At 65.2% G+C, this 26076-nt stretch carries 24 protein-coding genes and 1 tRNA gene; 15 read left to right on the plus strand and 10 right to left on the minus strand.

Going from position 1 to position 26076, the window contains the following annotated elements; translation table 11 throughout:
• The first annotated feature begins 2 nt into the window (after window positions 1-2).
• Together ACOYW5_RS00660 and ACOYW5_RS00665 are read left to right on the plus strand one after the other, a co-directional pair.
• Window positions 3-218: a hypothetical protein gene (locus ACOYW5_RS00660; RefSeq protein ID WP_423067343.1), complete on the plus strand. Its 216-nt coding sequence runs from the start codon at window positions 3-5 to the stop codon at window positions 216-218.
• Window positions 218-2917 carry an ATP-binding protein gene (locus tag ACOYW5_RS00665; protein WP_423067344.1) on the plus strand — a complete coding sequence of 900 codons (2700 nt, stop codon included), beginning with the start codon at window positions 218-220 and terminating at the stop codon, window positions 2915-2917. The genes ACOYW5_RS00660 and ACOYW5_RS00665 overlap by 1 nt, the downstream gene beginning before the upstream one ends.
• Here ACOYW5_RS00665 and ACOYW5_RS00670 read toward each other — a convergent pair.
• Window positions 2914-3300 (minus strand): DUF779 domain-containing protein, encoded by a 387-nt coding sequence (locus ACOYW5_RS00670; protein WP_423067345.1) that lies wholly within the window; start codon window positions 3298-3300, stop codon window positions 2914-2916. The two genes, ACOYW5_RS00665 and ACOYW5_RS00670, sit on opposite strands and share 4 nt — an antisense overlap.
• Before the next feature lie 145 nt (window positions 3301-3445).
• Window positions 3446-4966 carry an aldehyde dehydrogenase gene (gene adh, locus ACOYW5_RS00675; RefSeq protein ID WP_423067346.1) on the minus strand — a complete coding sequence of 507 codons (1521 nt, stop codon included), beginning with the start codon at window positions 4964-4966 and terminating at the stop codon, window positions 3446-3448.
• Between the two features lie 199 nt (window positions 4967-5165).
• Here adh and ACOYW5_RS00680 point away from each other — a divergent pair, with 199 nt between their 5' ends.
• Together ACOYW5_RS00680 and ACOYW5_RS00685 are read left to right on the plus strand one after the other, a co-directional pair.
• A complete protein-coding gene (locus ACOYW5_RS00680; RefSeq protein WP_423067347.1) occupies window positions 5166-7034 on the plus strand; it encodes a sigma-54-dependent Fis family transcriptional regulator in 1869 nt (622 codons plus the stop codon).
• 55 nt (window positions 7035-7089) lie between these two features.
• Window positions 7090-7165 (plus strand) — tRNA-Ile (locus tag ACOYW5_RS00685).
• A 19-nt stretch (window positions 7166-7184) separates the two neighbouring features.
• Here ACOYW5_RS00685 and ACOYW5_RS00690 read toward each other — a convergent pair.
• Together ACOYW5_RS00690 and ACOYW5_RS00695 are read right to left on the minus strand one after the other, a co-directional pair.
• Window positions 7185-8306 (minus strand): PQQ-dependent sugar dehydrogenase, encoded by a 1122-nt coding sequence (locus ACOYW5_RS00690; RefSeq protein WP_423067348.1) that lies wholly within the window; start codon window positions 8304-8306, stop codon window positions 7185-7187.
• A gap of 82 nt (window positions 8307-8388) precedes the next feature.
• A complete protein-coding gene (locus ACOYW5_RS00695; RefSeq protein WP_423067349.1) occupies window positions 8389-8691 on the minus strand; it encodes a hypothetical protein in 303 nt (100 codons plus the stop codon).
• Window positions 8692-8837: 146 nt separating this feature from the next.
• Between ACOYW5_RS00695 and ACOYW5_RS00700 the strand changes: the two genes are divergently transcribed.
• The 3 genes from ACOYW5_RS00700 to ACOYW5_RS00710 all read left to right on the plus strand — a co-directional run bounded on the left by ACOYW5_RS00700 (window position 8838) and on the right by ACOYW5_RS00710 (window position 11277).
• Entirely contained in the window at window positions 8838-9584 is a 747-nt protein-coding gene (locus ACOYW5_RS00700; protein WP_423067350.1) for a glycosyltransferase family 25 protein, read from the plus strand.
• Window positions 9585-9667: 83 nt separating this feature from the next.
• Window positions 9668-10411, plus strand: a complete 744-nt coding sequence (locus ACOYW5_RS00705) for a glycosyltransferase family 25 protein (protein ID WP_423067351.1) — start codon at window positions 9668-9670, stop codon at window positions 10409-10411.
• Between the two features lie 14 nt (window positions 10412-10425).
• Window positions 10426-11277 (plus strand): glycosyltransferase family 25 protein, encoded by an 852-nt coding sequence (locus ACOYW5_RS00710; RefSeq protein ID WP_423067352.1) that lies wholly within the window; start codon window positions 10426-10428, stop codon window positions 11275-11277.
• A 3-nt stretch (window positions 11278-11280) separates the two neighbouring features.
• On the opposite strand, the gene ACOYW5_RS00715 is transcribed toward ACOYW5_RS00710, so the two are convergent.
• Both ACOYW5_RS00715 and ACOYW5_RS00720 read right to left on the minus strand, forming a co-directional pair.
• Window positions 11281-11835, minus strand: coding sequence for a DNA-3-methyladenine glycosylase (locus ACOYW5_RS00715; protein WP_423067353.1), 555 nt, complete (start codon window positions 11833-11835; stop codon window positions 11281-11283).
• A 39-nt stretch (window positions 11836-11874) separates the two neighbouring features.
• A complete protein-coding gene (locus tag ACOYW5_RS00720; RefSeq protein ID WP_423067354.1) occupies window positions 11875-12102 on the minus strand; it encodes a hypothetical protein in 228 nt (75 codons plus the stop codon).
• Between the two features lie 114 nt (window positions 12103-12216).
• Between ACOYW5_RS00720 and ACOYW5_RS00725 the strand changes: the two genes are divergently transcribed.
• Complete coding sequence (locus ACOYW5_RS00725; protein WP_423067355.1) at window positions 12217-13620, plus strand: phosphomannomutase; 1404 nt, start codon at window positions 12217-12219, stop codon at window positions 13618-13620.
• A 14-nt stretch (window positions 13621-13634) separates the two neighbouring features.
• Complete coding sequence (locus ACOYW5_RS00730; protein ID WP_423067356.1) at window positions 13635-14471, plus strand: NYN domain-containing protein; 837 nt, start codon at window positions 13635-13637, stop codon at window positions 14469-14471.
• A 34-nt stretch (window positions 14472-14505) separates the two neighbouring features.
• Here ACOYW5_RS00730 and ACOYW5_RS00735 read toward each other — a convergent pair whose 3' ends face one another.
• Window positions 14506-14760 carry a GlsB/YeaQ/YmgE family stress response membrane protein gene (locus ACOYW5_RS00735; protein WP_423067357.1) on the minus strand — a complete coding sequence of 85 codons (255 nt, stop codon included), beginning with the start codon at window positions 14758-14760 and terminating at the stop codon, window positions 14506-14508.
• A 110-nt stretch (window positions 14761-14870) separates the two neighbouring features.
• Window positions 14871-15488: a LysE family translocator gene (locus ACOYW5_RS00740; protein ID WP_423067358.1), complete on the minus strand. Its 618-nt coding sequence runs from the start codon at window positions 15486-15488 to the stop codon at window positions 14871-14873.
• A 182-nt stretch (window positions 15489-15670) separates the two neighbouring features.
• Here ACOYW5_RS00740 and ACOYW5_RS00745 point away from each other — a divergent pair, with 182 nt between their 5' ends.
• A complete protein-coding gene (locus tag ACOYW5_RS00745) occupies window positions 15671-16393 on the plus strand; it encodes a DJ-1/PfpI family protein (protein WP_423067359.1) in 723 nt (240 codons plus the stop codon).
• 32 nt (window positions 16394-16425) lie between these two features.
• Entirely contained in the window at window positions 16426-16593 is a 168-nt protein-coding gene (locus tag ACOYW5_RS00750; RefSeq protein WP_423067360.1) for a hypothetical protein, read from the plus strand.
• Here the strand turns inward: ACOYW5_RS00750 and ACOYW5_RS00755 are convergent.
• Together ACOYW5_RS00755 and ACOYW5_RS00760 are read right to left on the minus strand one after the other, a co-directional pair.
• Window positions 16590-16931, minus strand: coding sequence for a hypothetical protein (locus tag ACOYW5_RS00755; RefSeq protein WP_423067361.1), 342 nt, complete (start codon window positions 16929-16931; stop codon window positions 16590-16592). The two genes, ACOYW5_RS00750 and ACOYW5_RS00755, sit on opposite strands and share 4 nt — an antisense overlap.
• A 2-nt stretch (window positions 16932-16933) precedes the next feature.
• On the minus strand, window positions 16934-17875 hold the full coding sequence (locus ACOYW5_RS00760) for a nucleoside hydrolase (protein WP_423067362.1): 942 nt from the start codon (window positions 17873-17875) through the stop codon (window positions 16934-16936).
• Window positions 17876-18013: 138 nt separating this feature from the next.
• Between ACOYW5_RS00760 and ACOYW5_RS00765 the strand changes: the two genes are divergently transcribed.
• The 4 genes from ACOYW5_RS00765 to glgB all read left to right on the plus strand — a co-directional run bounded on the left by ACOYW5_RS00765 (window position 18014) and on the right by glgB (window position 26031).
• Window positions 18014-19252: an AI-2E family transporter gene (locus tag ACOYW5_RS00765; protein ID WP_423067363.1), complete on the plus strand. Its 1239-nt coding sequence runs from the start codon at window positions 18014-18016 to the stop codon at window positions 19250-19252.
• Between the two features lie 78 nt (window positions 19253-19330).
• On the plus strand, window positions 19331-21187 hold the full coding sequence (locus ACOYW5_RS00770) for a monovalent cation:proton antiporter-2 (CPA2) family protein (RefSeq protein WP_423067364.1): 1857 nt from the start codon (window positions 19331-19333) through the stop codon (window positions 21185-21187).
• 171 nt (window positions 21188-21358) lie between these two features.
• Entirely contained in the window at window positions 21359-23842 is a 2484-nt protein-coding gene (locus ACOYW5_RS00775; RefSeq protein ID WP_423067365.1) for a glycogen/starch/alpha-glucan phosphorylase, read from the plus strand.
• Window positions 23839-26031 carry a 1,4-alpha-glucan branching protein GlgB gene (gene glgB, locus ACOYW5_RS00780; protein WP_423067366.1) on the plus strand — a complete coding sequence of 731 codons (2193 nt, stop codon included), beginning with the start codon at window positions 23839-23841 and terminating at the stop codon, window positions 26029-26031. The genes ACOYW5_RS00775 and glgB overlap by 4 nt, the downstream gene beginning before the upstream one ends.
• The last annotated feature ends 45 nt before the right edge of the window (window positions 26032-26076 follow it).

Consider the following 26076-nt stretch of genomic DNA (forward strand, 5'->3'; position numbering starts at 1 on the left):
CGATGGAGCGCCGCAAGCTCGTCAGCGCTGCGCTGTTCCTGACGCTCGTGGGCGCCCTGCTGTTCATGCCGCCGCTGGCATCGGTGTTCCAGGTCCAGCGCCGCGTGCTCGGCGTGCCAGCCGAAGTGATCTACCTCTTCGTCTGCTGGGTGCTGCTGGTGTTCGGCGCGTGGTGGCTCGCGCGACGCCTGCCGCACGAGGGAGAGGACGAGAGCTGATGCTCAGCGCCGATCTCGTCACCGCAACCGGCGTCGCCTATGTCGGGCTGCTGTTTCTCATTGCCTATGTTTCCGACCGGCAGGCGCGGCGGTCGCGCTCGTCGTTCCTGCGCTCGCCCTTCGTCTACACGCTGGCGATCTCGGTCTACTGCACCAGCTGGACGTTCTACGGCGCGGTGGGTTCGGCGGCGCGCAACGGACTCGAGTATCTCGCCATCTATCTCGGGCCGACGCTGGTGTTCGTCGGCTGGTGGTTCGTGCTGCGGCGGCTGGTGCGGATCAGCCACAAGCAGCGCATCACCTCGATCGCGGATTTGCTCTCATCCCGTTTCGGCAAATCGAGCCGGCTGGCGGTGCTGGTGACGGTTATCGCTGTGGTTGGCATCGCGCCCTATATCGCGCTGCAGCTCAAGGCGGTGACGTCGTCGATCCAGGCGATCACGGGGGCACGTGGCGCCGGGCAGGGAAGCCTCAGCGGTATCGACGAGGTGGGGCTGGCGTTTGGCGTGGCGGCAGGTATGGCGCTGTTCACCGTGCTGTTCGGGACGCGCAATGTCGATGCGAAGGAGCAGCATCACGGCGTCGTTGCGGCCATCGCCTTCGAGGCGGTGGTGAAGCTTGCGGCGCTCCTCGCCGTGGGGTTGTTCGTGGTGTTCGTGGGCGGCGGGTTCGAGGCGATCTTCTCGCGGGCCGAGAGTGCGGGCCTCGACATCTACTCGACCGGCACGTTCGACGACCGCTGGATCGCGATGAACGTGCTGTCGATCGCCGCGATCATCTGCCTGCCGCGGCAGTTCCAGATCACGGTGGTCGAGAACTCGGACGAGAACCACCTGCGCACGGCCGCATGGGCCTTCCCGGCCTACCTGCTGCTGATGAGTGTGTTCACGCTGCCGATCGCGCTCTACGGGCTGACCATCATGCCCGCCGGGGCGAACCCCGACATGTTCGTGCTGACGCTGCCGCTGGCGGCGGGGCAGGATGGATTGGCGCTGTTCGCTTTCATCGGCGGCTTCTCGTCGGCGACTTCGATGATCATCGTCGAGTCGATCGCGCTGTCGATCATGGTGTCGAACCACGTCGTTATGCCGCTGGTGCTACGGTTCACGCAGGGCCGAGGCGTGGGCGACGGGCGCGGCGTCAGCCGGCTGCTGCTCAACTCGCGCCGGTTCTCGATCGCGCTGATCCTGTCGCTCGGCTTCTTCTATTTCTACCTGACCCGCGGCAGCGATGCCCTGGCGCCGATCGGGCTGATCTCGTTCTGCGGCGTCGCGCAGTTCCTGCCGGCGATCATCGCGGCGCTATTCTGGAAGGATGCATCGCTGAAGGCGGCGACGGCCTCGGTGGCGGTGGGGTTCGTGGTCTGGGCCTGGTCGAGCTTCATGCCGTCGTTCGAGTCCGCCTCGCCGGTCGTGGCGCAGCTCATGGCCGAGGGGCCGTGGGGCATGCGCTGGCTGCGGCCCGAGGCGCTGTTCGGGCTCGAGGGCATCGATCCGCTGGTCAATGCCGTGTTCTGGAGCCTGTTCCTCAACAGCACGACGCTGGTAGTGGTGTCGCTGTTCACCAACCAGTCGGCGCTCGAGCGCGTGCAGGCGGCGCTGTTCGTCGATCTGTTCCGGCGGCAGGCCAGCGGTGGGCCGGCGCTGGTGCGCGGCTCGGCGACGGCGGACGATCTGCGCTTCGTGGCGCAGCGCGTGCTGGGCATCGAGCGCGCCAGTGCGCTGTTCGACAGCGCGGGGGCGGAGGCAGGCACGGCGACGACTGAGCCGACGCCGCAGTTCATCGACCGGTTGGAGCGGGAGCTGGCCGGTGCGATCGGCGCGGCCTCGGCGCATGTGATGCTCAGCAATGTGGTATCGGGCGGCGGCGTGTCGCTGGAGGAAGTGCTCCAGATGGCCGACGAGACGCAGCAGACGATCGAATACTCGCAGGAGCTGGAGCGGACGTCGGCGGAGCTGCGGGACACAGCGCGGAAGCTCGAGGAAGCCAACCGGCAGCTGCGCGAACTCGACAGCCAGAAGGACGAGTTCCTGTCTCAGGTCAGCCACGAGGTGCGCACGCCAATGACCTCGATCCGCTCATTCTCGGAAATACTGCTCGGCGAGCCGCGCCTCGAGGAGGAGGAGCGGCAAAAGTTCGTCGCGACGATCCACAAGGAGAGTGTCCGGCTGACCAAGCTCCTCGACCAGATCCTCGACCTCAACGCGCTGGAGCAGGGGGCGCGCAGCTGGCGGAACGTGCCGACCGACGCGCAAGCGGTGCTGGATCGCGCCGTGGAGGTTTGTATGGCGCTGGCGCGACAGCGCAACATGCGCATCGTCGTCGGCCGGCAGGCGCACCATGTCCGCGTCGACGCCGATGCTGACCGGCTGAGCCAGGTGCTGATCAACCTCGTGTCGAACGCGGTGAAGTACAACGACGCCGACGATCCGGTGGTCGAGATCAGCTCGCGCATTTCGCGCGGCAGCTACGTCGTCGACGTGATCGACAATGGCTCGGGCATCGCCAGCGACGAGCGGACGCTGATCTTCGAGAAATTCGCCCGCGGCTCACAGGGCGTAACTGCCGCGCCTGGGGCAGGGCTGGGGCTGGCAATCTCGCGGCAGATCATCAGCCGGATGAACGGCCGGCTGGAGCTGGTGCCGAGCCGGGCCCGCGGTGCCTGCTTCCGCATCACGCTGCCGTTGTCGGCGAGCTAGATCGCTCGGCTCTGAGCTATTGGTTCGCGCCGCTCGTGCTCATCATCGGTGAAGAGCCGGGACCTCGTGAGGAATCGTCGCTCCGTACCGTTGTCGAGGCTGAACATGCCGCCGCGGCCGGGGATGGCGTCGATGATCAGCTGGGTGTGCTGCCAGTATTCGAACTGGCGGGGCGACATGTAGAACGGCGCTCCGCCGATCTCGCCCATCCGCACGTCGAGGTCACCGACGATGAACTCACCGAGCGGGTAGCACATCGGGGACGATCCGTCGCAGCAGCCACCAGACTGGTGGAACATGACCTTGCCGTGCCGGCCTTCGATCTGGGCGATCAGTTCGAGGGCGGTTGGCGTTGCGACGACGCGGGCGACATATTTGGTCATGGGTTCCTCCCGACACTCTCATCCCGATGGAACGCCCAACGCTTGTGGACGCCGTAGACGGACGGCGGGCGACCGCCGGGATGAGCAGGTGGGCGAGGGCAGGGGCGGACCTGTCCTCGCCCGACGTCGACAAGCCGGGCTTGCTTCAGAAGAAGCCCAGCTTCTTGGGGGAGTACGAAACCAGCATGTTCTTGGTCTGCTGGTAATGATCGAGCATCATGCGATGGTTCTCGCGGCCGATGCCGGACTGCTTGTAGCCACCGAAGGCGGCATGTGCCGGATAGGCGTGGTAGCAGTTGGTCCAGACGCGGCCCGCCTGGATGCCGCGGCCGAAGCGGTAGGCGCGGTTCGCGTCGCGCGTCCACACGCCGGCACCGAGGCCGTAGAGCGTGTCGTTGGCGATGGCGAGCGCTTCCTCTTCATCCTTGAAGGTGGTGACCGAGACGACCGGGCCGAAGATCTCCTCCTGGAAGATACGCATCTTGTTGTGGCCGGCGAAGACGGTCGGCTTAACGTAGTAGCCGCCGGCCAGCTCGCCCTCGAGGTTGTTGCGCTCGCCGCCGGTCAGCACCTTGGCGCCTTCTTGCCGGCCGATATCGAGGTAGCTCAGGATTTTCTCGAGCTGCTCGGATGAAGCCTGCGCGCCGATCATGGTCGACATCTCGAAGGGCGAACCCTGCTTGATGGCTTCGACCCGCTCGATCGCCCGCTCCATGAAGCGGTCATAGACGCTCTCCTGAATCAGGGCACGGCTTGGGCAGGTGCAGACTTCGCCCTGGTTGAGCGCGAACATCGCGAAGCCTTCGAGCGCCTTGTCGAAGAAGTCGTCATCCTCAGCCAGCACGTCCTTGAAGAAGATGTTGGGTGACTTGCCGCCCAGCTCCAGCGTTACCGGGATGAGGTTCTGGCTTGCATACTGCATGATCAGCCGGCCCGTCGTCGTTTCGCCCGTGAAGGCGATCTTGGCGATGCGGTTGGAACTGGCCAACGGCTTGCCAGCTTCGAGGCCGAAGCCGTTGACGATGTTAATGACGCCGGGCGGCAGGATGTCCTCGATCAGCTCCATCAGGTAGAGGATCGAGGCTGGCGTCTGCTCGGCGGGCTTGAGGACCACGGCGTTGCCGGCGGCCAGCGCCGGGGCGAGCTTCCACACGGCCATGAGGATCGGGAAGTTCCACGGGATAATCTGGCCGACGACGCCCAGCGGCTCATGGAAGTGGTAGGCGACCGTGTCTTGGTCGAGTTCGGAAATGCCGCCTTCCTGCGCCCGAATGGCGCCGGCGAAATAGCGGAAGTGATCGATCGCCAGCGGGATGTCCGCGGCGGTCGTCTCGCGGATCGGCTTACCATTGTCCCAGGTCTCGGCGAGCGCGATCTCGTCGAGATGCTGCTCCATGCGATCGGCGATCTTGTTGAGCATGACGGCACGCTCGGCGACCGAGGTGCGGCCCCAGGCGGGGGCAGCCTTGTGCGCCGCGTCGAGTGCCTTTTCGACATCGGCGGCCTTGGATCTGGCGACCTCGCAGATGACCTGGCCGGTTACCGGCGATGTGTTCTCGAAGGTTTCGCCGTCTACGGCATCGACCCACCTGCCGCCGATATAGTTGCCGTATTTGACCTTGTACGGGGACCTGGTCCGCTGGCCGACGAATTCCGGTTTGTTCATGGCATCCTCCCATTTTGGATGCCCTTCGCGTTGCAACGGCCGTGCCAGCGGCCTTAAGTCGTTGATCGTAATCGCGAAGAATTCGTGTTGTACAGAAAGCTGGACGGATCAGACATCCCGGTGCAACACTTTGCCACGATCAGGACCGTTGGCGGACGCAACATATGTTGCAAACTGCCACAACTGGGAGGGTGGGAGGATGAACATTGCGCCAGATACGGCCTTGGCCGCGGCACGCGAAAAATTCTTCTCCAGCGGCGAAGTTCCGGAAGGGCTGATCGCAGCACCGATCCTGCGCTCCTGGCTGCGTTGCGCCGAACAGGGACTGCATGCCGGGGGCACGATTCACGCCGAAGCGATGAGCGCGGCCGAGCTGCGGGCCCTGCACGACCAGAACGATACCCTGCGGCTGCTGTCTCGCTCCGAACTGGTGTCGCTTCGCGCCGAGGCCAAGCTGACCGACAGCGTCGTGATCCTGACCGATGCGAAGGGCCTCGTGCTCGACACTGCGGGCAGCCCCGAATTCGCTGGCCGGGCGGCGGCCGTTGCCCTGCGCCCCGGCGTCGCCTGGTCAGAGAACAGCACCGGCACCAATGCGATCGGCACGGCGCTGGCGGAGGGCCGCGCCATCGAGGTGCACGGGGCCGAGCACTTCTTCGAGCCGCACGGCATCCTGCACTGCGCGGCCGTTCCGATCGTCGATCCCTACGGCAAGCTGGCCGGCGTGCTGGACATGTCGGGGCATGCTTCCAGCCAGCACACACACGCCATGGGTCTGGTCCGGCTGGCGGTCGAACAGATCGAGCATCGCTTCTTCGCACGAGGCTTCGCCGAGATGACGGTCGTACGCTTCCACCGCAGCGCCGATCTCCTGGGGACGGCGCGCGAGGGCATCCTGGTGTTCGACGGCGGCAAGCTGATCGCCGGCAACCGGCGCGCCTTGCATCTCGTCGGCCTCGATCGAAAAGCCCTGCGCCAGATGACGCAGGATCAGATTTTCGAGAGTGCGGGCCTCTCGGCGGGGCGTAGCGAGTTGCGTACGCGGAACGGCGAACGCTATTTCGCCTCGGTCAGCCAACCGGCCGCGAGTCCGGCGCGTTTTGCCCAGGGCCTGCCGCGAGCGGCAAAACCGAAGCCGGGCGCACCGTTCTTCAGTGACGCGACACGTGCCGACCTGGCGAAGGCCATCCGGCTCGTCAATGCCGAGATTCCGCTGCTCATCGCTGGCGAAACGGGGGCGGGCAAGGAGGTGTTCGCCAGGCACCTCCATGGCCTGACCATTCGCGCCGGCAAGCCGTTCATCGCCATCAACTGTGCCGCGCTGCCCGAGAGCCTGATCGAGGCTGAGCTCTTCGGTTACGAGCCCGGTGCCTTCACCGGCGCCAGCAAATCCGGCTCCAAGGGGCTGGTGCAGCAGGCCGAGGGCGGCATCCTCTTTCTCGATGAGATCGGCGACATGCCGCTGGCGCTGCAATCCCGCCTGCTGCGGGTGCTGCAGGACAAGGCCGTGGCGCCGCTGGGCGGTGGCGCGCCGCAGAAGGCGGACTTCGTGCCGATCTGCGCCACCAATCGCGACCTGCAGGCGATGGTCAGCGTCGGTACCTTCCGGGCGGACCTCTATTTCCGGATTGCACAGTATGTGATCAGGCTGCCCCGGGTGGCGGAACTGCCCGCCCGGGCAGCGCTGGTCGAGAGCTTCTGGTCGCGGCTGGCGCCCAACCACCGGAGTCTGCCCGACCTGGTCCTCGAGCACTTGGAGCAATACGCCTGGCCCGGCAATTTCCGCGAACTCGCCGGCACGTTGCAGGCCCTGGCCGCCCTGCATGATCCGAACGAGGAGATCGCCTTAGCGGCGTTGCCACAGGCGGTACGTGCGCCTGGCTCTCCGTCGATGTCCCTGGAAGGCGGTCTCGGGCTGCTTACCGACGCGGCGATGCGGGGCGCGGTCGAGCGTCACCGCGGCAACCTGTCCGCCGCGGCGCGGGCGCTGGGGATCGACCGCTCGACGCTCTATCGGCGGCTGCTCTGGAAGGACGAACAGCCGAAACGCCGGAGCAGAGCGCTCTAGGGTGTTTGCATCCGCGGCCCCTCTTGCTAAGAGGCAGCGTCCGTCTGTCGGGCAGGGGCCCATAGCTCAATGGTTAGAGCCGACCGCTCATAACGGTCTGGTTCCAGGTTCGAGTCCTGGTGGGCCCACCACCTCTCGTCATAATCAGCGCTAGTCAGCGCGGACCAGCTGAAAGAGATTGCCTTCGAGCGTGGTGATGTAGAGCTCGCCGGCTCTGTCGAGGCCGAAGGACGTGATGGCGCCGATCGCATCGAGCTGATCGGTCCAGTCCCTCCCATCGCTGGCTTTGCCGTCGCCGTAGCGGAGCGAGCGCAGCTTGCCTTCGCAGAGATCGGCGAAGAAGTAGTGGCCGGATAGCTCGGGCAGGGCCTTGCCGCGGTAGACGTAGCCGCCGGTGATCGAGCAGCCGCCCGCGTCATGGGTGTACTGGTGGATCGGCAGGACCAGGCCATCGGTGCTGCAGGTGTTCTCGCGAAAGCAGCGGTCGCCTTCCATGATCGACCAGCCGAGGTTGGCCCCGGCGTCGGTGGTGGTGATGACGTCGATTTCCTCGATAGCGTTCTGGCCGACATCGGCGATGTAGATGTCGTTGCCGTCGAAGGCGACGCGCCAGGGATTGCGGGCGCCGAGGGCGAAAATCTCCGGGCGGCCGCCGCCGTTGGCGAACGGATTGCCGGGCGGGATGGCGTAGGGGGCGGCGCCGTCGACATCGATGCGCAGGATCTTGCCGAGCAGCTCGTCGGGGTTCTGGGCCCGCCGCTGGGGATCGCCGCCACTGCCGCCATCGCCCATGCCGATGTAGAGCAGCCCGTCCGGACCGAAGCCGAGCCAGCCGCCGTTGTGGTTGGCATAGGGCTGGTCGATGCTGAGCAGCACCGAAGCGGAGGCCGGATCGGCGACGTTGGCGTCGGTCGAGACCGAGTACGAGACGATCTGGGTATCGCCGTTCGCGTCGGTGTAGTTGACGAAGAAACGGCCGTTCTCGGCATAGCCGGGATGGAAGGCGAGGCCCAGCAGGCCCTGCTCGCTGCCGCCGCTGACGCTGGCGCTCAGGTCGAGAAAGGGCGCGTCTAGGAACCGGCCGTCAGCGAGAATCCGGATCTTTCCGGTCTGCTCGACCACGAACAGGCGAGGGTCTCCCGACGGCGCCGCCACGAAGAGCGGCATGTCGAGTTCGCTGCTGACGAGCCTCGTGGCGAGTTGCACAGGTTGAGCCAGCGCTGGCGCAACGAAAGTGGCCAGCGCAAGTAGAATCGTGACGAACAGACGCATGGATATCTCCCGTGGGGCAGACACCTTGAACGCACAATTGTGGCGGCCGCTACTCAGGCCGCGGTAAAATAATGGTGAGAGATCAAGCGCTTGTCGAGGCGACGCTGTCCTTGAGCGCGGCGAGCTCGGCTTCGGCGCGCAGCGCGCGGTCGCGCCAGTCTTCGATGCTGAGGCCATCGAGGCGTGCGGGCTCCGCAACGGTTTCGACCGGCTCGGGCAGGGGCGCGCCGGTGACCTTGGCGTGCAGCGCGGCAATGTATTCCGCGTCGTCGGCGTGCAACGTGCCCGCCGCCGACTCTTCGAGCCAGCGGTTCAGGTCGCCGGTGGTGTCCTCGTTCATGCTGCCGGTTGCCAGCAATTCCTTGATCAGCACTTCGACCTGCACGGGCGTCTCCTTATTGGTTGGGAGCGCAACCTATCGAAAGCCGCGCCGAAGTGAAACCCGCCGCGACAACCAGTCACCGGACGGCGTTGGTTGCCCGGACGTTCATAGCCCTCTATTGGTGGCCGGGCGACGCGACAGAGGAAATCATGGCGGCCACTCCGGACATCGATTGGGTAGTCATCAGCCTCAAGCGGACGCCGGAGCGGCTGGAGCTTTTTCAGCTGATCAATGCCCAGGTCGGCCTGCGTTACGAGGTCCTCGCGGCGGTTGACGGCATGACGGTCGATCCACAGAGGCTGGTCGACCAGGGGCTGATGGTGGAGGGGCTCGACTGGAAGCCGGGTGCCATTGGCGCGGCGCTGTCGCACCTGTTGTGCTGGGAGCGGGCGGTTGAAACCGGCCGGGCCGTTGGCATCCTCGAGGATGATGTCTTCCTCCGGCACGACTTCCTTAGGAGTTCGGAGCAGGTGATGGGGGCGCTGCCACCCGATTGGGACATCATCCACCTGGGCTTCAACACGGATTCGGTGTTCGACCTCGAAATCCATCCGGGCTGCAACGTGCGGGGTGGGTTCAGCGTGTGGTTCCCGACGTTCGAGGATTGCGAGCGCTTCGTCGTGAGCACCGACCCCGCTGTTCCCGTCAAGATGCACAACTCATTCGGCAACTGCTGCTACGTCGTGTCGCCGAGCGGCGCCAGGAAGCTGATCGACGGCTGCTTTCCGATGTCGAGGCGAGCGATTCCGATTCCGACACTGAAAGCGATGCTCCTGCCGGCTAGCAAGGACGCGCTGATGAATGAGCAGTATCGGACCATGGCCGCCTATGTCAGCGTTCCGCCGATTGCCGTGCCGATCAACGACAAGGACCAGTCGACCGTGGGTGTGCGCTGATCGGTCGTGTCGGAGCCGCGGCATTGCGGCGGATAACGCGCTCAACTAGCATGACAGTATTGGGCTGCCGTACGGGGAAGATCGTGGCTTCGAGGGCCGATATTGACTGGGTGGTGATTACCCTCAAGCGAACACCGGAGCGGCTCGAACAGTTCATCGAGAACAACGCGCATCAGGGGCTCTCCGTCGAGGCGATGGAGGCCGTCGATGGACAGAAACTCGATCGCGAAGAACTTATACGCACCGGGCTGATAGCGCCCGACCTCCAGTGGGTGGCGGGTGCCCTGGGCGCCGCGCTATCGCATCGGCAATGCTGGTTGCGGGCGGTCGAGACCGGCCAGCCGGTTGGAATATTCGAGGATGACGTGCTCCTGCGGAACGATTTCGCACGGCTGGCCCATGAGATGGTGGGCAGCCTGCCATCGTATTGGGACCTGATGCAATTCGGGCTCAACACGGACTCGGTGCTGGAGGCAGAGCTGGTTCCCGGATGCCTCGTGTACGGGGATTTCGACCGGTGGTACCCGACCGCGGCCGAGTGCGAGCGGTTCGTGAACTCCGAAGCCCCGGTCACACCGGTCCGGCTGACCACGAGCTTCGGCGCCTGCGCCTATGTCGTCAGCCCCAGGGGCGCGCAGAAACTGCTCGACTACTGCTTTCCGCTGTCGTGGACATTCCGCTACATCCGGCAGCTCAACATCATGCTGCGGGCCAAGACGGCGGATGCGCTCATGAACAGCTACTACGGCGAAATGGCCGCGTTCATATCGGTTCCGCCGATCGCCATGGCGCGCAACGACAAGACGGTGTCGACGGTAAATGCATAACCCATTGAAATCCCGTGCGCGGTCGCGGCAACATCGATGCCCTAGGGCGTTTGCAGGTAGATGACATGAACATGCAGGACATTCGCCCGACCACAGTCGAGGACATCGACTGGCTGGTGCTGAGCGCCGAGAGTACGCCCGAGCGGCTGGCGCAGTTCAACAGCACCAACGGACATCTTGGCCTGCCGGTCGAGGTGGTGGCGGCGACCGAGGGACGGGAGGTTGACCTCAGGGAACTGGTCCAGATCGATCTCATCGACCCGGACATCGAGGAGTGGACGCCGGAGGGCGTGGCGAACGCGCTGTCGCACTGGCTCTGCTGGCACCAGGCGGTTGAAACGCAGCGCACGACCTGCATCTTCCAGGACAGCGCGGTGCTGCGCCGCGATTTCGTGCCGCGGGTGCTCGGGCTGCTCGACGTGGTCCCCGATGGGTGGGAGTACCTGCAGCTTGGAGTTAACACGCAGTCCGGCATCGACTTCCAGATCACGCCCGATTGCCGCTATCGCGGTCGATTCACCCGCGAGACTGCCCGTGACGAGGATCTCGAAAACTTCGCCACTGCTGTGACGCCGGTGGTGCCGCTGCGGCTGTTCAACGCCTTCGGCGGCTTTGCCTATATGGTCACCCCGGCCGGTGCGCAGCGTCTCATCGAGCAGTGTTTTCCGCTGGCGACACGGGTACTTAACGTGCCTTGCTTGAGGGGACGCATCAGGACGACCAGCATCGATGGTGTGATGAACCAGTTCTTCGGGTCGATGCCGGCCCATGTCTGTTTTCCACCGCTGGCGTTGTCGCGGGCCGAGCCGCCTGCGGCGGTTGTGGTCAGCGCCGAGGCGGATGAGCCGGCCGAGGGGCGCCCGTAGCCGTCAGCCCGGCCGGAACGCCTTGCTGAGATAGGCGGAGCCGGCGAGGCCGAAGCGCCACGGGAGGTCGGCGGCCTTGGTGATGCCGATACGGGGCCCGGTCACGACCGGCGCCGGAGTGCCCGGCTGGCGGAAGGTGAAAGGCGGGGCGTCGAGTCTCAGGCCGTCGTGTGCGTTGGTGATGGCGAGGGCCTCGGCCAGTTTCCCGGGACCGGAGCAGAGCTCACGCGGGGAGGTAAGTCCCCGCCGTTCAATCATTTTTTCGATGCCGGTGCGTGGCTCGAGGGCGCGGATGAGGATGGCTGCGCCGTCGGCACAGACGAAGTTCAGGCACCAGTGGATGCCGTAGGAGCGGTAGACGTAGACGTGGCCGGGCCCGAGGAACATCGAGGCGTTGCGCGGGGTTGGGCCGCGGTGGGCGTGCGAGGCCGGCTCGGTCGGGTGGTAGGCTTCGGTCTCGGTGATCAGGCCGCCGACGCCATCGACGAGAAGCTCGGCGCCAAGCAGGTGGCGGGCGACTTCCGTTACGTTTCGGGCGAAGAACTCAGCGAGCGACATCGGAGCAGATTGAGGAATTTGCCCAATGGACGCAAGCCGCTAGACCTTCTTGGTGGTGCCGTTCCGAAGGCGCGACACCGCGATGCTCATCGTGAGATTCACCGAGTCCGTGGTCGAGGTGTTGGTCGAGATCAGCGCGGAGTTGTAGTTCGCGGCGCTGGCGAGGTCGGCCTGGAGATAGGCGCGGCGCTTCTCGCGGGCGGCGTCCATCTCGTCGGAGATCGAGGCGCGCGGCAGCCAGTTCAGTGAGCGCTTTTCGACAATCATGCTGACCAAACTGCCGCGGTAAGATGAACGAAACATTAACGCCGCCTGAACGGCTTGCGCGGCGTGCCAAGGCCATGAGAATGCTTCGGCTATCACCTTCCGGGAGCATGCGGCATGTCGGATTCGCTCAAGTTTGGCACCAGCGGGTTGCGCGGGCTCGCCACCGAGCTGACAGGAGGCGCGGCGCGCCGGTATACGGCGGCGTTCCTCGCCCATCTTGGCACGGTTCCGGGTGGGCGGGTGTATCTCGGCCGCGACCTACGCGCTTCGAGCCCGGCGATCAGCGACGATTGCGCAGTGGCGATCCGCGCGGCCGGTCTTGAGCCGGTCGATTGCGGCGTGCTGCCGACGCCGGCGCTGGCGCTTCACGCGATGGCGAACGGGGCGCCGGCCATCATGGTCACCGGCAGCCATATCCCGGCGGACCGGAACGGGCTGAAATTCTACGTCGCTGCGGGCGAGATCACCAAATCCGACGAGGCCGGGATTTCGGCCGCGCTGACAGATGCCGTGCCGCAGGGTGAAGGCAGGGCGGTGGACGAGAGCGCGCTAGCCGGCGATCGCTACCGCCAGCGCTATCGCGAGCTGCTGGACACCAAGGCACTCAGCGGCTGGCGCATCGGGGTGTTCGAGCATTCCTCGGTGGCGCGCGACCTGCTGGTGTCGTTCCTGACCCGGGCGGGGGCAGAGGTCATCCGCCTCGACCGATCCGAGACCTTCGTCGCGGTGGATACGGAGGCGTTTTCGGACGCGCTGTTCGAGCCGCGGTTCGGCTGGATCGACCAGCACAAGCTCGATGCGATCGTTTCGACCGATGGCGATGGCGACCGCCCGCTGTTGATCGATGGGACGGGCGAGTTCGTGCGTGGCGACGTGCTCGGCATGCTGGCGGCACGGTTTCTCGGGGCCGACCGGGTGGTGACGCCGGTGACGTCGAACTCGGCGATCGAGGGCGTGGGCTGGTTCGGCCGCGTCGACCGTACCAGGGTGGGCTCGCCCTTCGTCATCGCGGGGATGGAGGCGGCGGCCGCCGGCTCGCCCGGCGCGGTGGTCGGGTTCGAGGCCAATGGCGGATTGCTGCTCGGGAACGATGTCAGCATCAACGGCAAGGTGCTGACGGCGCTACCGACACGCGACGCGGTGCTGCCGATCCTCGCGGTGCTGGCGACGGCCGCCAAGCTTGGCGCGAGCCTCGCCGGGCTGGTGAAGACCCTGCCGGTACGCGCAGCGATGGCGGACCGGCTGGCGCATGTGGCGAGCGAGCGGAGCAGCGCGTTCCTCAAGGATCTAGCCGAAACGGAAGGCTACGCAGCGCGCTTCTTCGCGCCGGTAGGCGAGGTCGAGAGCCTGTCGGCGATCGACGGCCTGCGCTTCGGGCTGAAGTCGGGCGATACGGTACACTACCGCGCCTCGGGCAATGCGCCGGAACTCAGGTGCTATGTCGAGGGCGTGACGCCAGAGCGGGCGAAGGAGTTGCTCGGGTGGGGGCTGGCGGCGGCGGGAGCCGTGGTGCGGTAGCCGAGGAGGCGAACGTGGCGAACGGTGAGGGGACGAAACGGCTGGCAGTGCTGATCGACGCGGACAATGCGTCGGCCAAGATTGTCGCGGAACTGTTCGAGGAAATCGCCAAGCTCGGCGAAGCGAGCGTTCGGCGCATCTACGGCGATTTCTCGAATGATCGCTCGAAGAGCTGGGCTGCGGTGCTGACGAAGTACGCGATCATTCCGCAACAGCAGTTCGCCTACACAACCGGCAAGAACGCGTCGGATATTACGCTGGTCATCGACGCAATGGACCTGCTGCACAGCGGCCGGTTCTCCGGCTTCTGCCTCGTTTCCTCAGATAGCGACTTCACGAGGCTCGCCTCACGCATCCGCGAAGAGGGCGTGGATGTGTACGGGTTCGGCGAGCAGAAGACGCCGGAAAGCTTCAGGCAGGCCTGCCACCGCTTCATCTATACCGAGAACCTGATCAAGCTGCCGGTCGAAAAGGCAGACGCGCCCGGGATCGCCAAGACAGCCGAGGTGGCCGAGACAGTTCGGCAATTCCAATCGGTCGACAAGGCACGAAACCTTATCACGCGGGCGATCGCCGAGGTGGAGGGTGAGGGTGGCTGGGTGAATCTGGGCGCGCTGGGAACGCACCTGCAGAAGCTGGCCAGCGACTTCGATGCGCGCAACTTCGGCTTCAAGAAGCTGAGCGACCTTCTGCGGAAATTGCCCAGCGTCGAGCTGAAGGACACAGACGGGGCCGGTCACTTCGCGGTGCGTATCAAGCCGACCGGCGGGAATGCGAAAGCGGACCAGCCAAGCGGCGGCAAGACAAAAAAGGCCGCATCGACGGCAACCTCCGCCAAAGCGAAGTCATAGTGGGAGGGCTCCGCTTGCGCGGAGCCCGTTTGGCTCAGGTGGCGCGCCTGACGAGCTTGATGACGAAGATCAGGATGACGGCGCCGATCACGGACATGATGATCGAGCCGACGATGCCGCCGAAGTTGACGCCGACCATGGGCAGGAGCCACCCGCCGATGAGGCCGCCGACGAGGCCGATGACGATGTCACCGACGATGCCGAAGCCGGAGCCCTTCATGATGACGCCGGCAAGCCAGCCGGCGACAGCGCCAACCAGCAATACGATCAGGATTGAAGTCAGGTCCATTATGATGCCCCTCGCAACATAAGCGGTGGGCCCGGCGCAGCGCCGAATCCCTCGCCGCAGGAGTGAGAGTCTGCCCGCTGGGCGGCGCTGTCAATGCAGGCAGGTCTTGCCTACTCGCGCACGACCACGAGAGCCGCGGCGGTGGCCATGATGACGCCGGCGGTGCGGTTGAGGGCGCGGATGGCGCGGGTCGACTGGAAGAAGTCTCGGGCCGCGGCGGCGAGGCCGGCATAGGCGCAGCCGATGATCAGCAGCACGACCACCACGATGGAAGTGAGCTCGATGAAGCCGAGCGCGGTGATGGGGCGGTCGAGCGGGATCACCGTCGGGAGCAGGGCAAGGTAGAAGACGATCGTCTTGGGGTTGCCCATGGTGAGGGCGAAGCCGGAGAGGAAGGTCTTCCAGCTGTTGCCGTCGCTCTTCGCGCCGACCTGTTCGGAGCCGGGTTTGGCGCTCCAGAACTGCCAGGCGACATAGAGCAGGTAGAGCGCGCCGGCCCATTTCACCACGACGAAAACCGGGCCGAACCAGGTGGCGATGGCGGCAAGGCCGAAGAGCGCAAAGACCAGGTAGACCAGATCGCCGGCGAGGATGCCGAGCACCATCGGGAAGGCGGCACGGAAGCCGCCGCCGAGGGCGCGCGCCACGACCGCCGCAACACCCGGGCCGGGAACGATTACGGCAATGGCATAGGCGATGGTGAAGGCGGCAAGCGTGACGAGATCCATGGCGAGCTCCTATTGCGGGAGCTTTTAGTGAGATTCAGGATGTGGGGGAAGATGGGTGGCTTCCTTGGGTGCAAGGCCCCCGCGTGGGGGGTGTGGGGCCACTTCTGGCCCATTGAAGATAACTTCACCAAGCGCGATGATCTCAAGGCACAAGCCCTTCGGGGACTTTTGGGAGAAATGGCATGTCTGACTTCAACGTCGGCTTCGTGATCTTCCCCGGAATTACACAACTCGACTTCACCGGTCCGTTTGAAGTTTTGAGCCGGCTTGGAACGCCTCCGTCAGTCTCCGCTCCCAGCAAGTTTCCTCAAGCCAGAACCCACGTTGTAGCGAAGACAATGCTGCCTGTTATGAGTGACCGGGGCCTCGCCATCATGCCCACGTGTACTTTCGAGACCTGTCCCCCGCTTCAGCTGATTTGTGTGCCAGGCGGCGCAGGCGTTGTGGACGCCCTCGTCGATGCCGAAACGGTCGACTTCATTCGCCGTCAGGGCACCCAGGCACTGTACGTCACCTCTGTCTGCATGGGCGCCTTTCTTCTAGGCGCAGCCGGGCTGATGAAAGGGCGGCGGGCCGCGACGCATTGGGCCTATATCGACCTGCTGCCCCTGATCGGCGCTAGGCACGAAAAGGCTCGGGTCGTACGCGACGGCAACGTCTTCACTTCGGGCGGCGTCACTTCGGGGATCGACTTCGCTTTCCGCATCGTCGCCGAAATCGCGGGACCGGAGGTAGCGCAAGCGATCCAACTGGGGATCGAATACGACCCGTCTCCTCCTTTCAATGCGGGACACCCCGATAAGGCATCTGAGGCGCCGATTGCGCTCATGGTTCAGCGTAACGATACGGCGCACATGGGGATACATCAGGCACTCGAGGAGTTGGACATCCTCGGCAAGGTCTAGTGGTGAATGGCCACCTATCTGGCGCGGCGTCGATGCCGTACCTCATCCGCCGGGACGCCAGCGAAATCTCGATTGGCGAGGTATGGCGCGAAAAGCATGGCCTCAGCGTCAAGAACCATGCGCCCAAACTCTATGTTGCGCGGCTGGCGCAGAAGCTGAAGGGCGCGCGTCCGGTGCCGTATCTGACGCGGCTTGCCTAGGTCTCGTCGTGGGGCAGGGTCGGCTTCAGGCGCTGCCAGGCGCAAAGGAAGCCGAGGATCAGCCAGTTGACGGTCGGCGCGAGGGCCGCCAGGACGGGCTGCCATTCGTCGGGAAACCAGGCGGCGGCAGAGGCGATGCTCCAGGGCAGGCCGAGGATAACGAGCAGCACGCCGGCCAGGGGGCGGGGCAGCACGCCGAAGGGATCGACCATGCCGGCCGCCGAGATGACCAGGGCGATCAGATAGAGCCAGAGGAAGAGGCGGACGACCAGCCGGCAAAGCCTTTCCTTGAGCGGGCGCCTGCGCGGATGGACGGGTACTGGCTTCCGCTTGGCCACCGCTAGGGCAGGCGGGCGAGCCGCTCGGTGAGCAGGGCGTAGAAGCCGTCGGCATTGCCGGAACGGAGGAATTTGACGTTCCTGGGCCGGTTGGTGACGCCCCAGTAGTCGGCGACAGTCATGCCGACCGTCAGCTCGCTCGCGGTCTCGATCATGACGTTGATCAGGCGGCCCTGGAACAGGTCGGGCTGCAGCATGTAGGCCATGACGCAGGGATCGTGCAGCGGGGCGCCGTCGCTGCCGTATTTCTGGAGATCGAAGCGCTCGGAAAAGCTCAGCATTTCGTAGACGGCGGTGCCGGCCCTGTTGCCGATGGCCTTGATACGGTCGAGGCGCTCGGGGGTGGAGAGGATCATGTGCGAGACATCGAGCGGGAGCTGCACGATCGGCACGCCCGAGCGGAAGACGACGTCGGCGGCGTCGGGATCGACATAGATGTTGAATTCGGCGGCGGGCGTGATGTTGCCCATCTCGAAATAGCCGCCGCCCATCAGCACGATCTCCTCGATGCGAGGGGTGATGCGCGGCTCCTTGACCATGGCCATGGCGATGTTGGTGAGCGGGCCGAGGCAGGCGAGGGTGACGGTCTTTTCCTCATGCGCGAGCAGGGTGTCGATGATGAAATCGACGCCGTGCTGCTCCTCGAGCTTGAGCTTGGGGGCGGGCAGGTCGGGGCCGTCGAGGCCGGTTTCGCCGTGGACGTACTCGGCGGTAACGAGGGTGCGGCGCATCGGGCGCTCGCAGCCGGCATAAACGGCGATATCCTTGCGGCCGGAGAGCTCGACGACCTTCAGCGCGTTGCGGGCGTTCTGCGCCAAGGTCACGTTGCCGGCGACGGCGACGATACCGAGCACATCGAAATCTTCGGGCGAGGAGAGCGCGAGGAGGATGGCGACGGCGTCGTCCTGACCCGGATCGGTGTCGATAATGATCTTGCGTGCCATGGCTTTAGCGCGAGCCCCTCAGAGATTGATTCCGGCGCATGATAGGGGCGAGGGCGCCGGGCGTCGACTCGGTGTGGCGGCCAGGGAACAACCGGCAGGCCGGCCGCGTTTGTGCTGATCTTCGAGGGGATCACAACCGTGGCCAGACTGACCGCAGCCGCGCGCCGCAAGGCGCTGATCAACGATATTGCGCGAACCAATTTCGAGCGCGTGATGAACAACGCGACGCAGATGGCGATCATCCTGATCGGCGTCGTCGTTGCCTTCATCGCGATCCGCGAGGCGCAGGTGATCCTCGCGCCGGTGTTCCTCGCGATCCTCATCGGGCTCGTGTTCGGGCCGGTAGCGGACATGATGGAAAATCGCGGCATCCCGGAAGGGGTGTCGGCCGGGCTGGTGGTGCTGCTGTTCCTCACGGTGATCATCGCCGGCGGCGCGCTGTTCTACGGACCGCTCAGCGAATGGGCCGAGCGCATCCCGGTGATCTGGGCCCGGCTGCAGACCGAAATGCGGAACTGGCAGGAGCCGCTCGCGACGATCGGCGCGCTGCAGGAGCAGGTGAAGAGCGTGTTTGGCGGCGATGCCACGATGGAAGTGAGTGTCCAGGATGGCAGCACGGTCACCGGCATCGCCCTGATGGCGCCGGCCTTGCTGGCCCAGGTGCTGGTGTTCCTCGTCTCGCTCTACTTCTTTCTCGCGACACGCGAGAACATCCGGATCGCCACGCTCTCGCTGTGCTTCAGCCGGCGGATGCGCTGGCGCACGGCGCATGTGTTCCGCGACGTGGAGCAGAAGGTGTCGAAATACCTGCTGACCATCAGCATGGTGAACGTAGGCGTCGGGATCGTCGTGACGCTGCTGATGTGGGCCATCGGCATGCCGTCGCCGATCCTCTGGGGGGCGCTGGCGGCGGTGCTGAACTACGTGCCGTTCGTCGGGCAGGCGTTCATGGCGCTGATCCTGTTCCTTGCCGGTCTCGGGACGGGCGGGGGGCTGGGCGCGGCGATGCTGCCGGTCGGGCTCTACTGGGCGGTCAATTTCGTCGAGGGCAATTTCGTGACACCGAACCTGCTCGGCGCGACGATGACCGTGAACCCGTTCCTGATCTTCCTGTCGCTGACCTTCTGGCTCTGGGCCTGGGGGCCGATCGGTGGCCTCATCGCGGTGCCGTCGCTGCTGATCGTATTGTCGGTGATCACCCACATCCTGCCGGTGCGCGAGCTGGCGCCCCGCAAGGAGCGCCGGCTGGTGGCGCAGAAGACACGGCGGGACGTGGTCGAGGCCGAGCCTGTCGCGCCGCCGCCGGAACCTCCTGCAGCCGTCACCAGCCCGCCACGCAAGCGGCCTACGCGCGCCAAGGCCGCCCCGGCCCACTAGACCTAGCCTAACGTCCAGCCTTGACGCGCAGGGGTTGAACCCGCACGGTCAGCCCCTTGCGGATTCATGAGGTGAACGATGGCGGGCGAGGTGGCTGCGCATGCGGCTGACGTGGTAGCGCATGGCGGGGTCGATCTGATGCAGGTCGTGGCGCTGCTCGGCGCCGGGGTCATTGCCGTGCCGCTGTTCCGCCGGCTGGGGCTGGGCTCGGTGCTTGGCTATCTCGCCGCGGGCCTCGCCATCGGTCCCTTCGGCCTCGGTCTTGTCGCCGATCCCGAGGCGGTGCTGCATGCGGCCGAGCTGGGCGTGGTGCTGTTCCTGTTCATCGTCGGGCTAGAAATGGAGCCGGCCAAGCTCTGGGGGCTGCGCAAGGAAATCTTCGGGCTGGGCATCCTGCAGGTCGGGCTGTGCGGCGCGCTGTTGACGCTGGCCGGCATCTACCTGCTCGGCCTTGCGCCCGTGGTGGCCTTCGTCGCAGGCATGGGGTTCGTGCTGACGTCCACGGCGATCGTCATGCAAATCCTCTCCGAGCGCGGTGAGCTGCAAAGCCCGGCCGGACAGAAGATCGTCTCCGTGCTGCTGCTCGAGGACCTGGCGATCGTGCCGCTGCTGGCGGTCGTCGCGTTCCTCTCGCCGGGCATCGATACCGACGCCAGCGCCACGCAGCGCTGGATCAGCGTGGGCGTCGCCGCGGCATCGATCGTGGCGGTGATCTTTGCCGGCCGCTGGGTGCTCAATCCGGTGTTCAAGATTCTCGCCGAATCCAAGGCGCGCGAAGTGATGACAGCAGCGGCGCTGCTCGTCGTGCTCGGCGCGGCGCTGATCATGGAGGCGGGTGGGCTGTCGATGGCCATGGGCGCCTTCATGGCCGGTGTGCTGCTCTCGACCTCGACGTTCCGGCATCAGCTCGAGGCCGATGTCGAGCCGTTCCGCGGGCTGCTGCTCGGGCTGTTCTTCCTCGCGGTCGGCATGTCGCTCGACCTCGCGGTGGTGGGCCGGAACTGGCAGTTCATCGCCATTGCCGTGGTGATCTACATGCTGCTCAAGGGCGGCGCGATCTATGGGCTGGCGCGGGTGCTCGGCAGCAGCAATGCGCCGGCGCTCGAGCGCGCCGTGCTGATGGCGCAGGGCGGCGAATTCGCCTTCGTGCTGTTCACCACGGCGACGGCCGGGGGGCTGCTGACCGGTGAGCTCAATGCCATCTTCACGGCGACGGTGATCATCTCGATGGTGCTGACGCCGTTCTCGACCATGCTGCTGAAATTCGTGCCCAAGCCGGTGCAATCGCTGGCGGGCGTCGAAAAGCCGGACGGGCTGACGGGCAACGTGCTGATGATCGGCTTCGGCCGGTTCGGACAGATTGCCAGCCAGCCGCTGATCGCCAAGGGCCAGCACTCGATCTCGATCATCGACAACGACGTCGAGATGATCGAGGTGGCGCAGACTTTCGGCTTCAAGATCTACTACGGCGACGGCACGCGGCTCGACATCCTCCATGCCGCCGGGGCGGCGACTGCCGACCTGATCCTCGTCTGCGTCGACAAGAAGGACTCGGCGACACGCATTGTCGAACTGGTCAAATCGGAGTTCCCGCTGGCCAAGGTGTTCGCGCGGGCCTTTGATCGCGGCCATTCGCTGGAGCTGGTGAAGGCGGGAGTGGACTACCAGCTACGCGAGGTGTTCGAGAGCGCGCTGGAGTTCGGCGCCGAGACGCTGCGGCAGCTCGATGTCGACATGGTTGAAGTGGGTGAGATCATCGAAGGGGTGCGCGAGCGCGATCGCCAGCGGTTCGCGGCACAGATGGTCGGCGGGCTGATGGCGGGCAGGGACCTGCTGCGGTCCAACGCCGAGGATCAGGCGCGCGAGAGCGGCACGGTGGCCGGGCCATCGACGCCGATCATCGCGCCGGAGGATGCGAAGGCGGCTTCGTCCTGACACCCGGGGTTGAGGGATGCCGGTGCCCGCAGGACCCCTTCACGAGCAAATTCGTCCAAGCTTTAGGCAGTGTGCCTTAGAACCGTTCTCAACGGGACTTCACAGCGCATTGATTCAATGCAAGGGTGGCACTTCGAGGGGAATTCATCGCCATGATGCTGGATTGCGACAATGCCGCAAAAGCCCCTCGTATTGGATGCCCCTGTCCCGGAAAAGCGCGCTCACACCGTTGAGGCGCTGCAGGCGGAGATCCTCGAAAAACTCACCTACTCGATCGGCAAGGATGCGATCGTCGCGAGGCCACACGACTGGCTGAAGGCGACGATCCTGACCATCCGCGATCGCGTGATCGACCAGTGGATGGAGTCGAGCCGCGAGACATGGCGGACCTCCAACAAGCGCGTCTACTACCTCAGCCTCGAGTTCCTGATCGGGCGGTTGCTGCGCGATGCGATGAGCAATATCGGCGTGATCGAGCCCGTGCGCGCGGCGCTGAAGAACTTCAACGTCAACCTCGACGACATGATCAACCTCGAGCCCGACGCGGCGCTCGGCAATGGCGGTCTCGGCCGGCTTGCGGCGTGCTTCATGGAGTCGATGGCGACGGTCAACATCCCCGCCTATGGCTACGGCATCCGCTACGTGCACGGGCTGTTCCGGCAGGAAATGAGCGAGGGCTGGCAGGTCGAACTGCCGGAAGACTGGCTGGCGCACGGCAACCCGTGGGAATTCGAGCGGCAGGAGTCGAGCTACGAAATCGGCTTCGGCGGGCATGTCGAGCCGGTGCAGGAGCCGGATGGCTCGACGCGGCTGGAGTGGCGGCCGGCCGAGCACCTGCTGGCAGTGGCGTTCGATACGCCGATCGTCGGCTGGCGCGGCAAGCGGGTGAATACGCTGCGGCTCTGGTCAGCGCAGCCGATCGATCCGATCCTCCTCGACAAGTTCAACGCCGGCGACCATATCGGCGCGCTCGAGGAGAGCGCCCGGGCCGCGGCAGTAACGCGCGTGCTCTATCCGGCGGACAGCACCCCGTCGGGGCAGGAATTGCGGCTGCGGCAGGAGTTCTTCTTCTCCTCGGCCTCGCTGCAGGACATCGTGCGGCGGCATATGCAGGCCTATGGCGACCTCGGCACGCTCAGCGACAAGGTGGCGATCCAGCTCAACGACACCCACCCGGCGATCTCGATTGCCGAGCTGATGCGGATCCTGATCGATCTGCACGGGATGAAGTTCGCTTCGGCCTGGAAGGTGACGAAGGCCACCTTCGGTTACACCAACCACACGCTGCTGCCCGAGGCGCTCGAGACCTGGCCGGTGGCGCTGCTGGAGCGCATGCTGCCGCGCCAGATGCAGATCATCTACGCCATCAATGCCGAGGTGCTCGGCGAGGCGCGGGCGATGGGCGGTTTCACCGATGCGCAGGTGGCGAACCTGTCGCTGATCGACGAGCACGGCAGCCGCCGGGTGCGGATGGGGCAGCTGGCTTTCGTCGGCTCGCACTCGATCAACGGCGTGTCGGCGCTGCACTCGGACCTCTTGAAGAAAACGCTGTTCTCCGATCTCAACCGGCTCTATCCGGGCCGGATCAACAACAAGACCAACGGCGTGACGCCCCGGCGCTGGCTGCTCGAATGCAATCCGGAGCTGACCAAGCTGATCGCCGGCCGCATCGGGCCGGAATTCCTCGACGACGTCGACCTGCTCATCAACCTCGACAAGCATGCCGACGATCCGACTTTCCAGGACCAGTTCAAGGCGGTGAAGCGGGCCAACAAGGCGGCGCTGGCGCAGGTGATCAAGGACCGGCTCGGGATCGTGGTGTCGCCTGACGCCATGTTCGACGTGCAGGTGAAGCGCATCCACGAGTACAAGCGGCAGCTGCTCAACGTGATCGAGGCGGTGGCGCAATACTCGATGATCCGCTCGCATCCGGAAAAGGACTGGGTGCCGCGGGTTAAGGTGTTCGCTGGGAAAGCAGCACCCGGCTATTGGAACGCAAAGCTGATTATCAAGTTAATCAACGACGTCGCCAAGGTGGTCAACAACGACCCGGCCGTGCGCGGTTTGCTGAAAGTCGTGTTCCTGCCCAACTATAACGTCTCCCTCGCCGAAACCATCATCCCGGCCGCTGACCTCAGCGAGCAGATCTCGACGGCCGGCATGGAGGCGTCGGGCACCGGCAACATGAAGTTCATGGCCAACGGCGCGGTCACCATCGGCACGCTCGATGGTGCCAATGTCGAGATGCTCGAACATGCCGGGCCGGAGAACATGGTGATCTTCGGGCTCACCGCCGACAAGGTGGCCGAAAAGCGCATCCGTTCGGAAGTGCCGCGGGCGGCGATCGATGCTTCGCCCATGCTGCGCGAGGCGCTCGAGGCGATCTCGTCAGGGGTGTTTTCACCCGACGATCCGAACCGCTATCGCGACCTGATCGGTGGGCTTTACGACCACGACTGGTTCATGGTGGCGCGCGATTTCGATGCCTATGCGGCGGCCCAGCGGAGCGTCGACGACCTCTGGATCAAGCCCAGGAAATGGTATTCGATGGCTATCCGGAACACTGCTCACGTCAGCTGGTTTTCGTCGGATCGTACGATCAAAGAGTATGCGACGGACATCTGGAATGTTCCGGTCGCCGGGGGTAACGGGTGACCAAGACCAAGTGGCAGGCGGCCGACAGCGACGTCAAGGCGATCGCGGCGGGCCGCCATGCGGACCCGTTCGCCATACTTGGCTTGCACCAGGTGGGCGACGTCTGGGTGGCGCGTACCTTCATCCCGCATGCCGAGACGGTGTCGGCCCGCACGATCGACAACCGCATACTCGGTGAGCTCGCGCCGCGCGGCGACGGCTTCTTCGAGGGCGAGGTCAAAGTCAAGGGATACCTGCCGGTGAGCTACCACGCCCGTAACGAGGGCGGTGAATGGGACGTGCTCGACCCTTATAGCTTCGGGCCGGTGCTCGGGCCCATGGACGACTACTATATCGGCGAGGGGTCGCACCTCAGGCTGTTCGACAAGCTCGGCGCACACGCGATGACGTTCGAGGGTGTCCCCGGCACGCATTTCGCGGTCTGGGCGCCGAACGCCAGGCGCGTCAGCGTCGTCGGGCCGTTCAACGATTGGGACGGGCGGCGGCATCCGATGCGGGTGCGCATCAATACCGGCGTGTGGGAAGTGTTCGTGCCCAATGTGGGGGCGGGCGAGGTCTACAAATACGAGATCGTCGGCGCCAACGGGCAGCTCCGGCCGCTGAAGGCCGATCCCTACGCGCGGCAGTCCGAGCTCAGGCCGAAGACGGCCTCGGTAGTGGCAGACCCGAAGCCGTTCGAATGGACCGACGCGAAGTACATGGAGGAGCGCGCCAAGACCGATTGGCGGCGCAAACCGGTTTCCATCTACGAAGTGCATCTCGGGTCATGGCGGCGGCGCCCTGACGGCACGTTCATGAGCTACGACCAGCTGGCCGAGCAGCTCATTCCGTATGCGGTCGACTCCGGGTTCACACATATCGAGCTGCTGCCGATCACCGAGCATCCGTTCGATCCGAGCTGGGGGTACCAGCCGACCGGTCTTTACGCTCCGACGGCGCGGTTCGGCGATCCGGCCGGTTTTGCGCGCTTTGTCGATACGGCGCATGCGGCGGGGCTGGGGATCATCCTCGATTGGGTGCCGGCGCATTTCCCGACCGACGAGCACGGGCTGGCGCGCTTCGACGGCACCGCCCTCTACGAGCATCTCGATCCGCGCAAGGGTTACCACCCGGACTGGAACACAGCGATCTACAATTTCGGGCGCAAGGAGGTGGTGAGCTTCCTCGTCAACAACGCGCTCTATTGGCTCGAGGCCTTCCATCTCGATGGGCTGCGCGTCGATGCGGTGGCCTCGATGCTGTATCTCGATTATTCGCGCGCCGCCGGGCAGTGGGTGCCGAACCAGTTTGGCGGCAACCACAATCTCGAGGCAGTGGATTTCCTCAAGCGGGTGAACGCGGAAGCCTATCGCCTGCATCCGGGCGTGATGATGATCGCCGAGGAGTCGACCTCGTGGAGCGGGGTGAGCGCGCCGGTCGACAAGGGCGGGCTGGGCTTTGGCTTCAAGTGGAACATGGGGTTCATGAACGACACCCTGCGCTACATGAGCCGCAACCCGATCCACCGCCGCTACCACCACCACGACATGACCTTCGCGGCGCTCTACGGTTACGCGGAGAACTTCATCCTGCCCCTCAGCCACGACGAGGTCGTGCACGGCAAGGGTTCGCTGCTGGCCAAGATGGGCGGCGACGACTGGGCGCAGTTCGCGGGTCTTCGTGCCTATTACGGCTTCATGTGGGGCTGGCCGGGCAAGAAGCTCTTGTTCATGGGTCAGGAGTTCGCGCAGCGCGAGGAATGGAACGAGGCGCGCGGGCTCGACTGGTTCCTGCTCGATGCGCCCTCGCATGAAGGCATTCGGCGGCTGGTCACCGATCTCAACTCGATCTATCGCGAGCTGCCGGCGCTGCATGCGCGCGACAACGAGCCGGAGGGGTTCGACTGGCTGATCGCCAACGACCAGCAGAACTCGGTATTCGCGTGGGCCCGCAAGGCGCCAGGCGAGCATCCGGTGGTGGTGATCGCCAACATGACGCCAGTGCCGCGCGACGGTTATCGCATCCCGATGCCGCTTGCCGGCAACTGGGTGGAGCGGCTCAATACCGATGCGGGTTGGTATGGCGGTACGAACAAGGGCAACCAGGGGCGTGTCGTGGCAACGCCGAGCGAGGTCGAGGGGTTGGGGCCCTACGCGGACCTTTACCTGCCGCCGATGTCGACGCTTTATCTTAAGTATGACCCGACTTAGGTCGGTCGGGTCGCCAAATACGACCTCGCTTCAGCGGGGCGTCAT

This window comes from Devosia sp. CN2-171 (assembly GCF_049354815.1).
Lineage (GTDB): Bacteria > Pseudomonadota > Alphaproteobacteria > Rhizobiales > Devosiaceae > Devosia_A.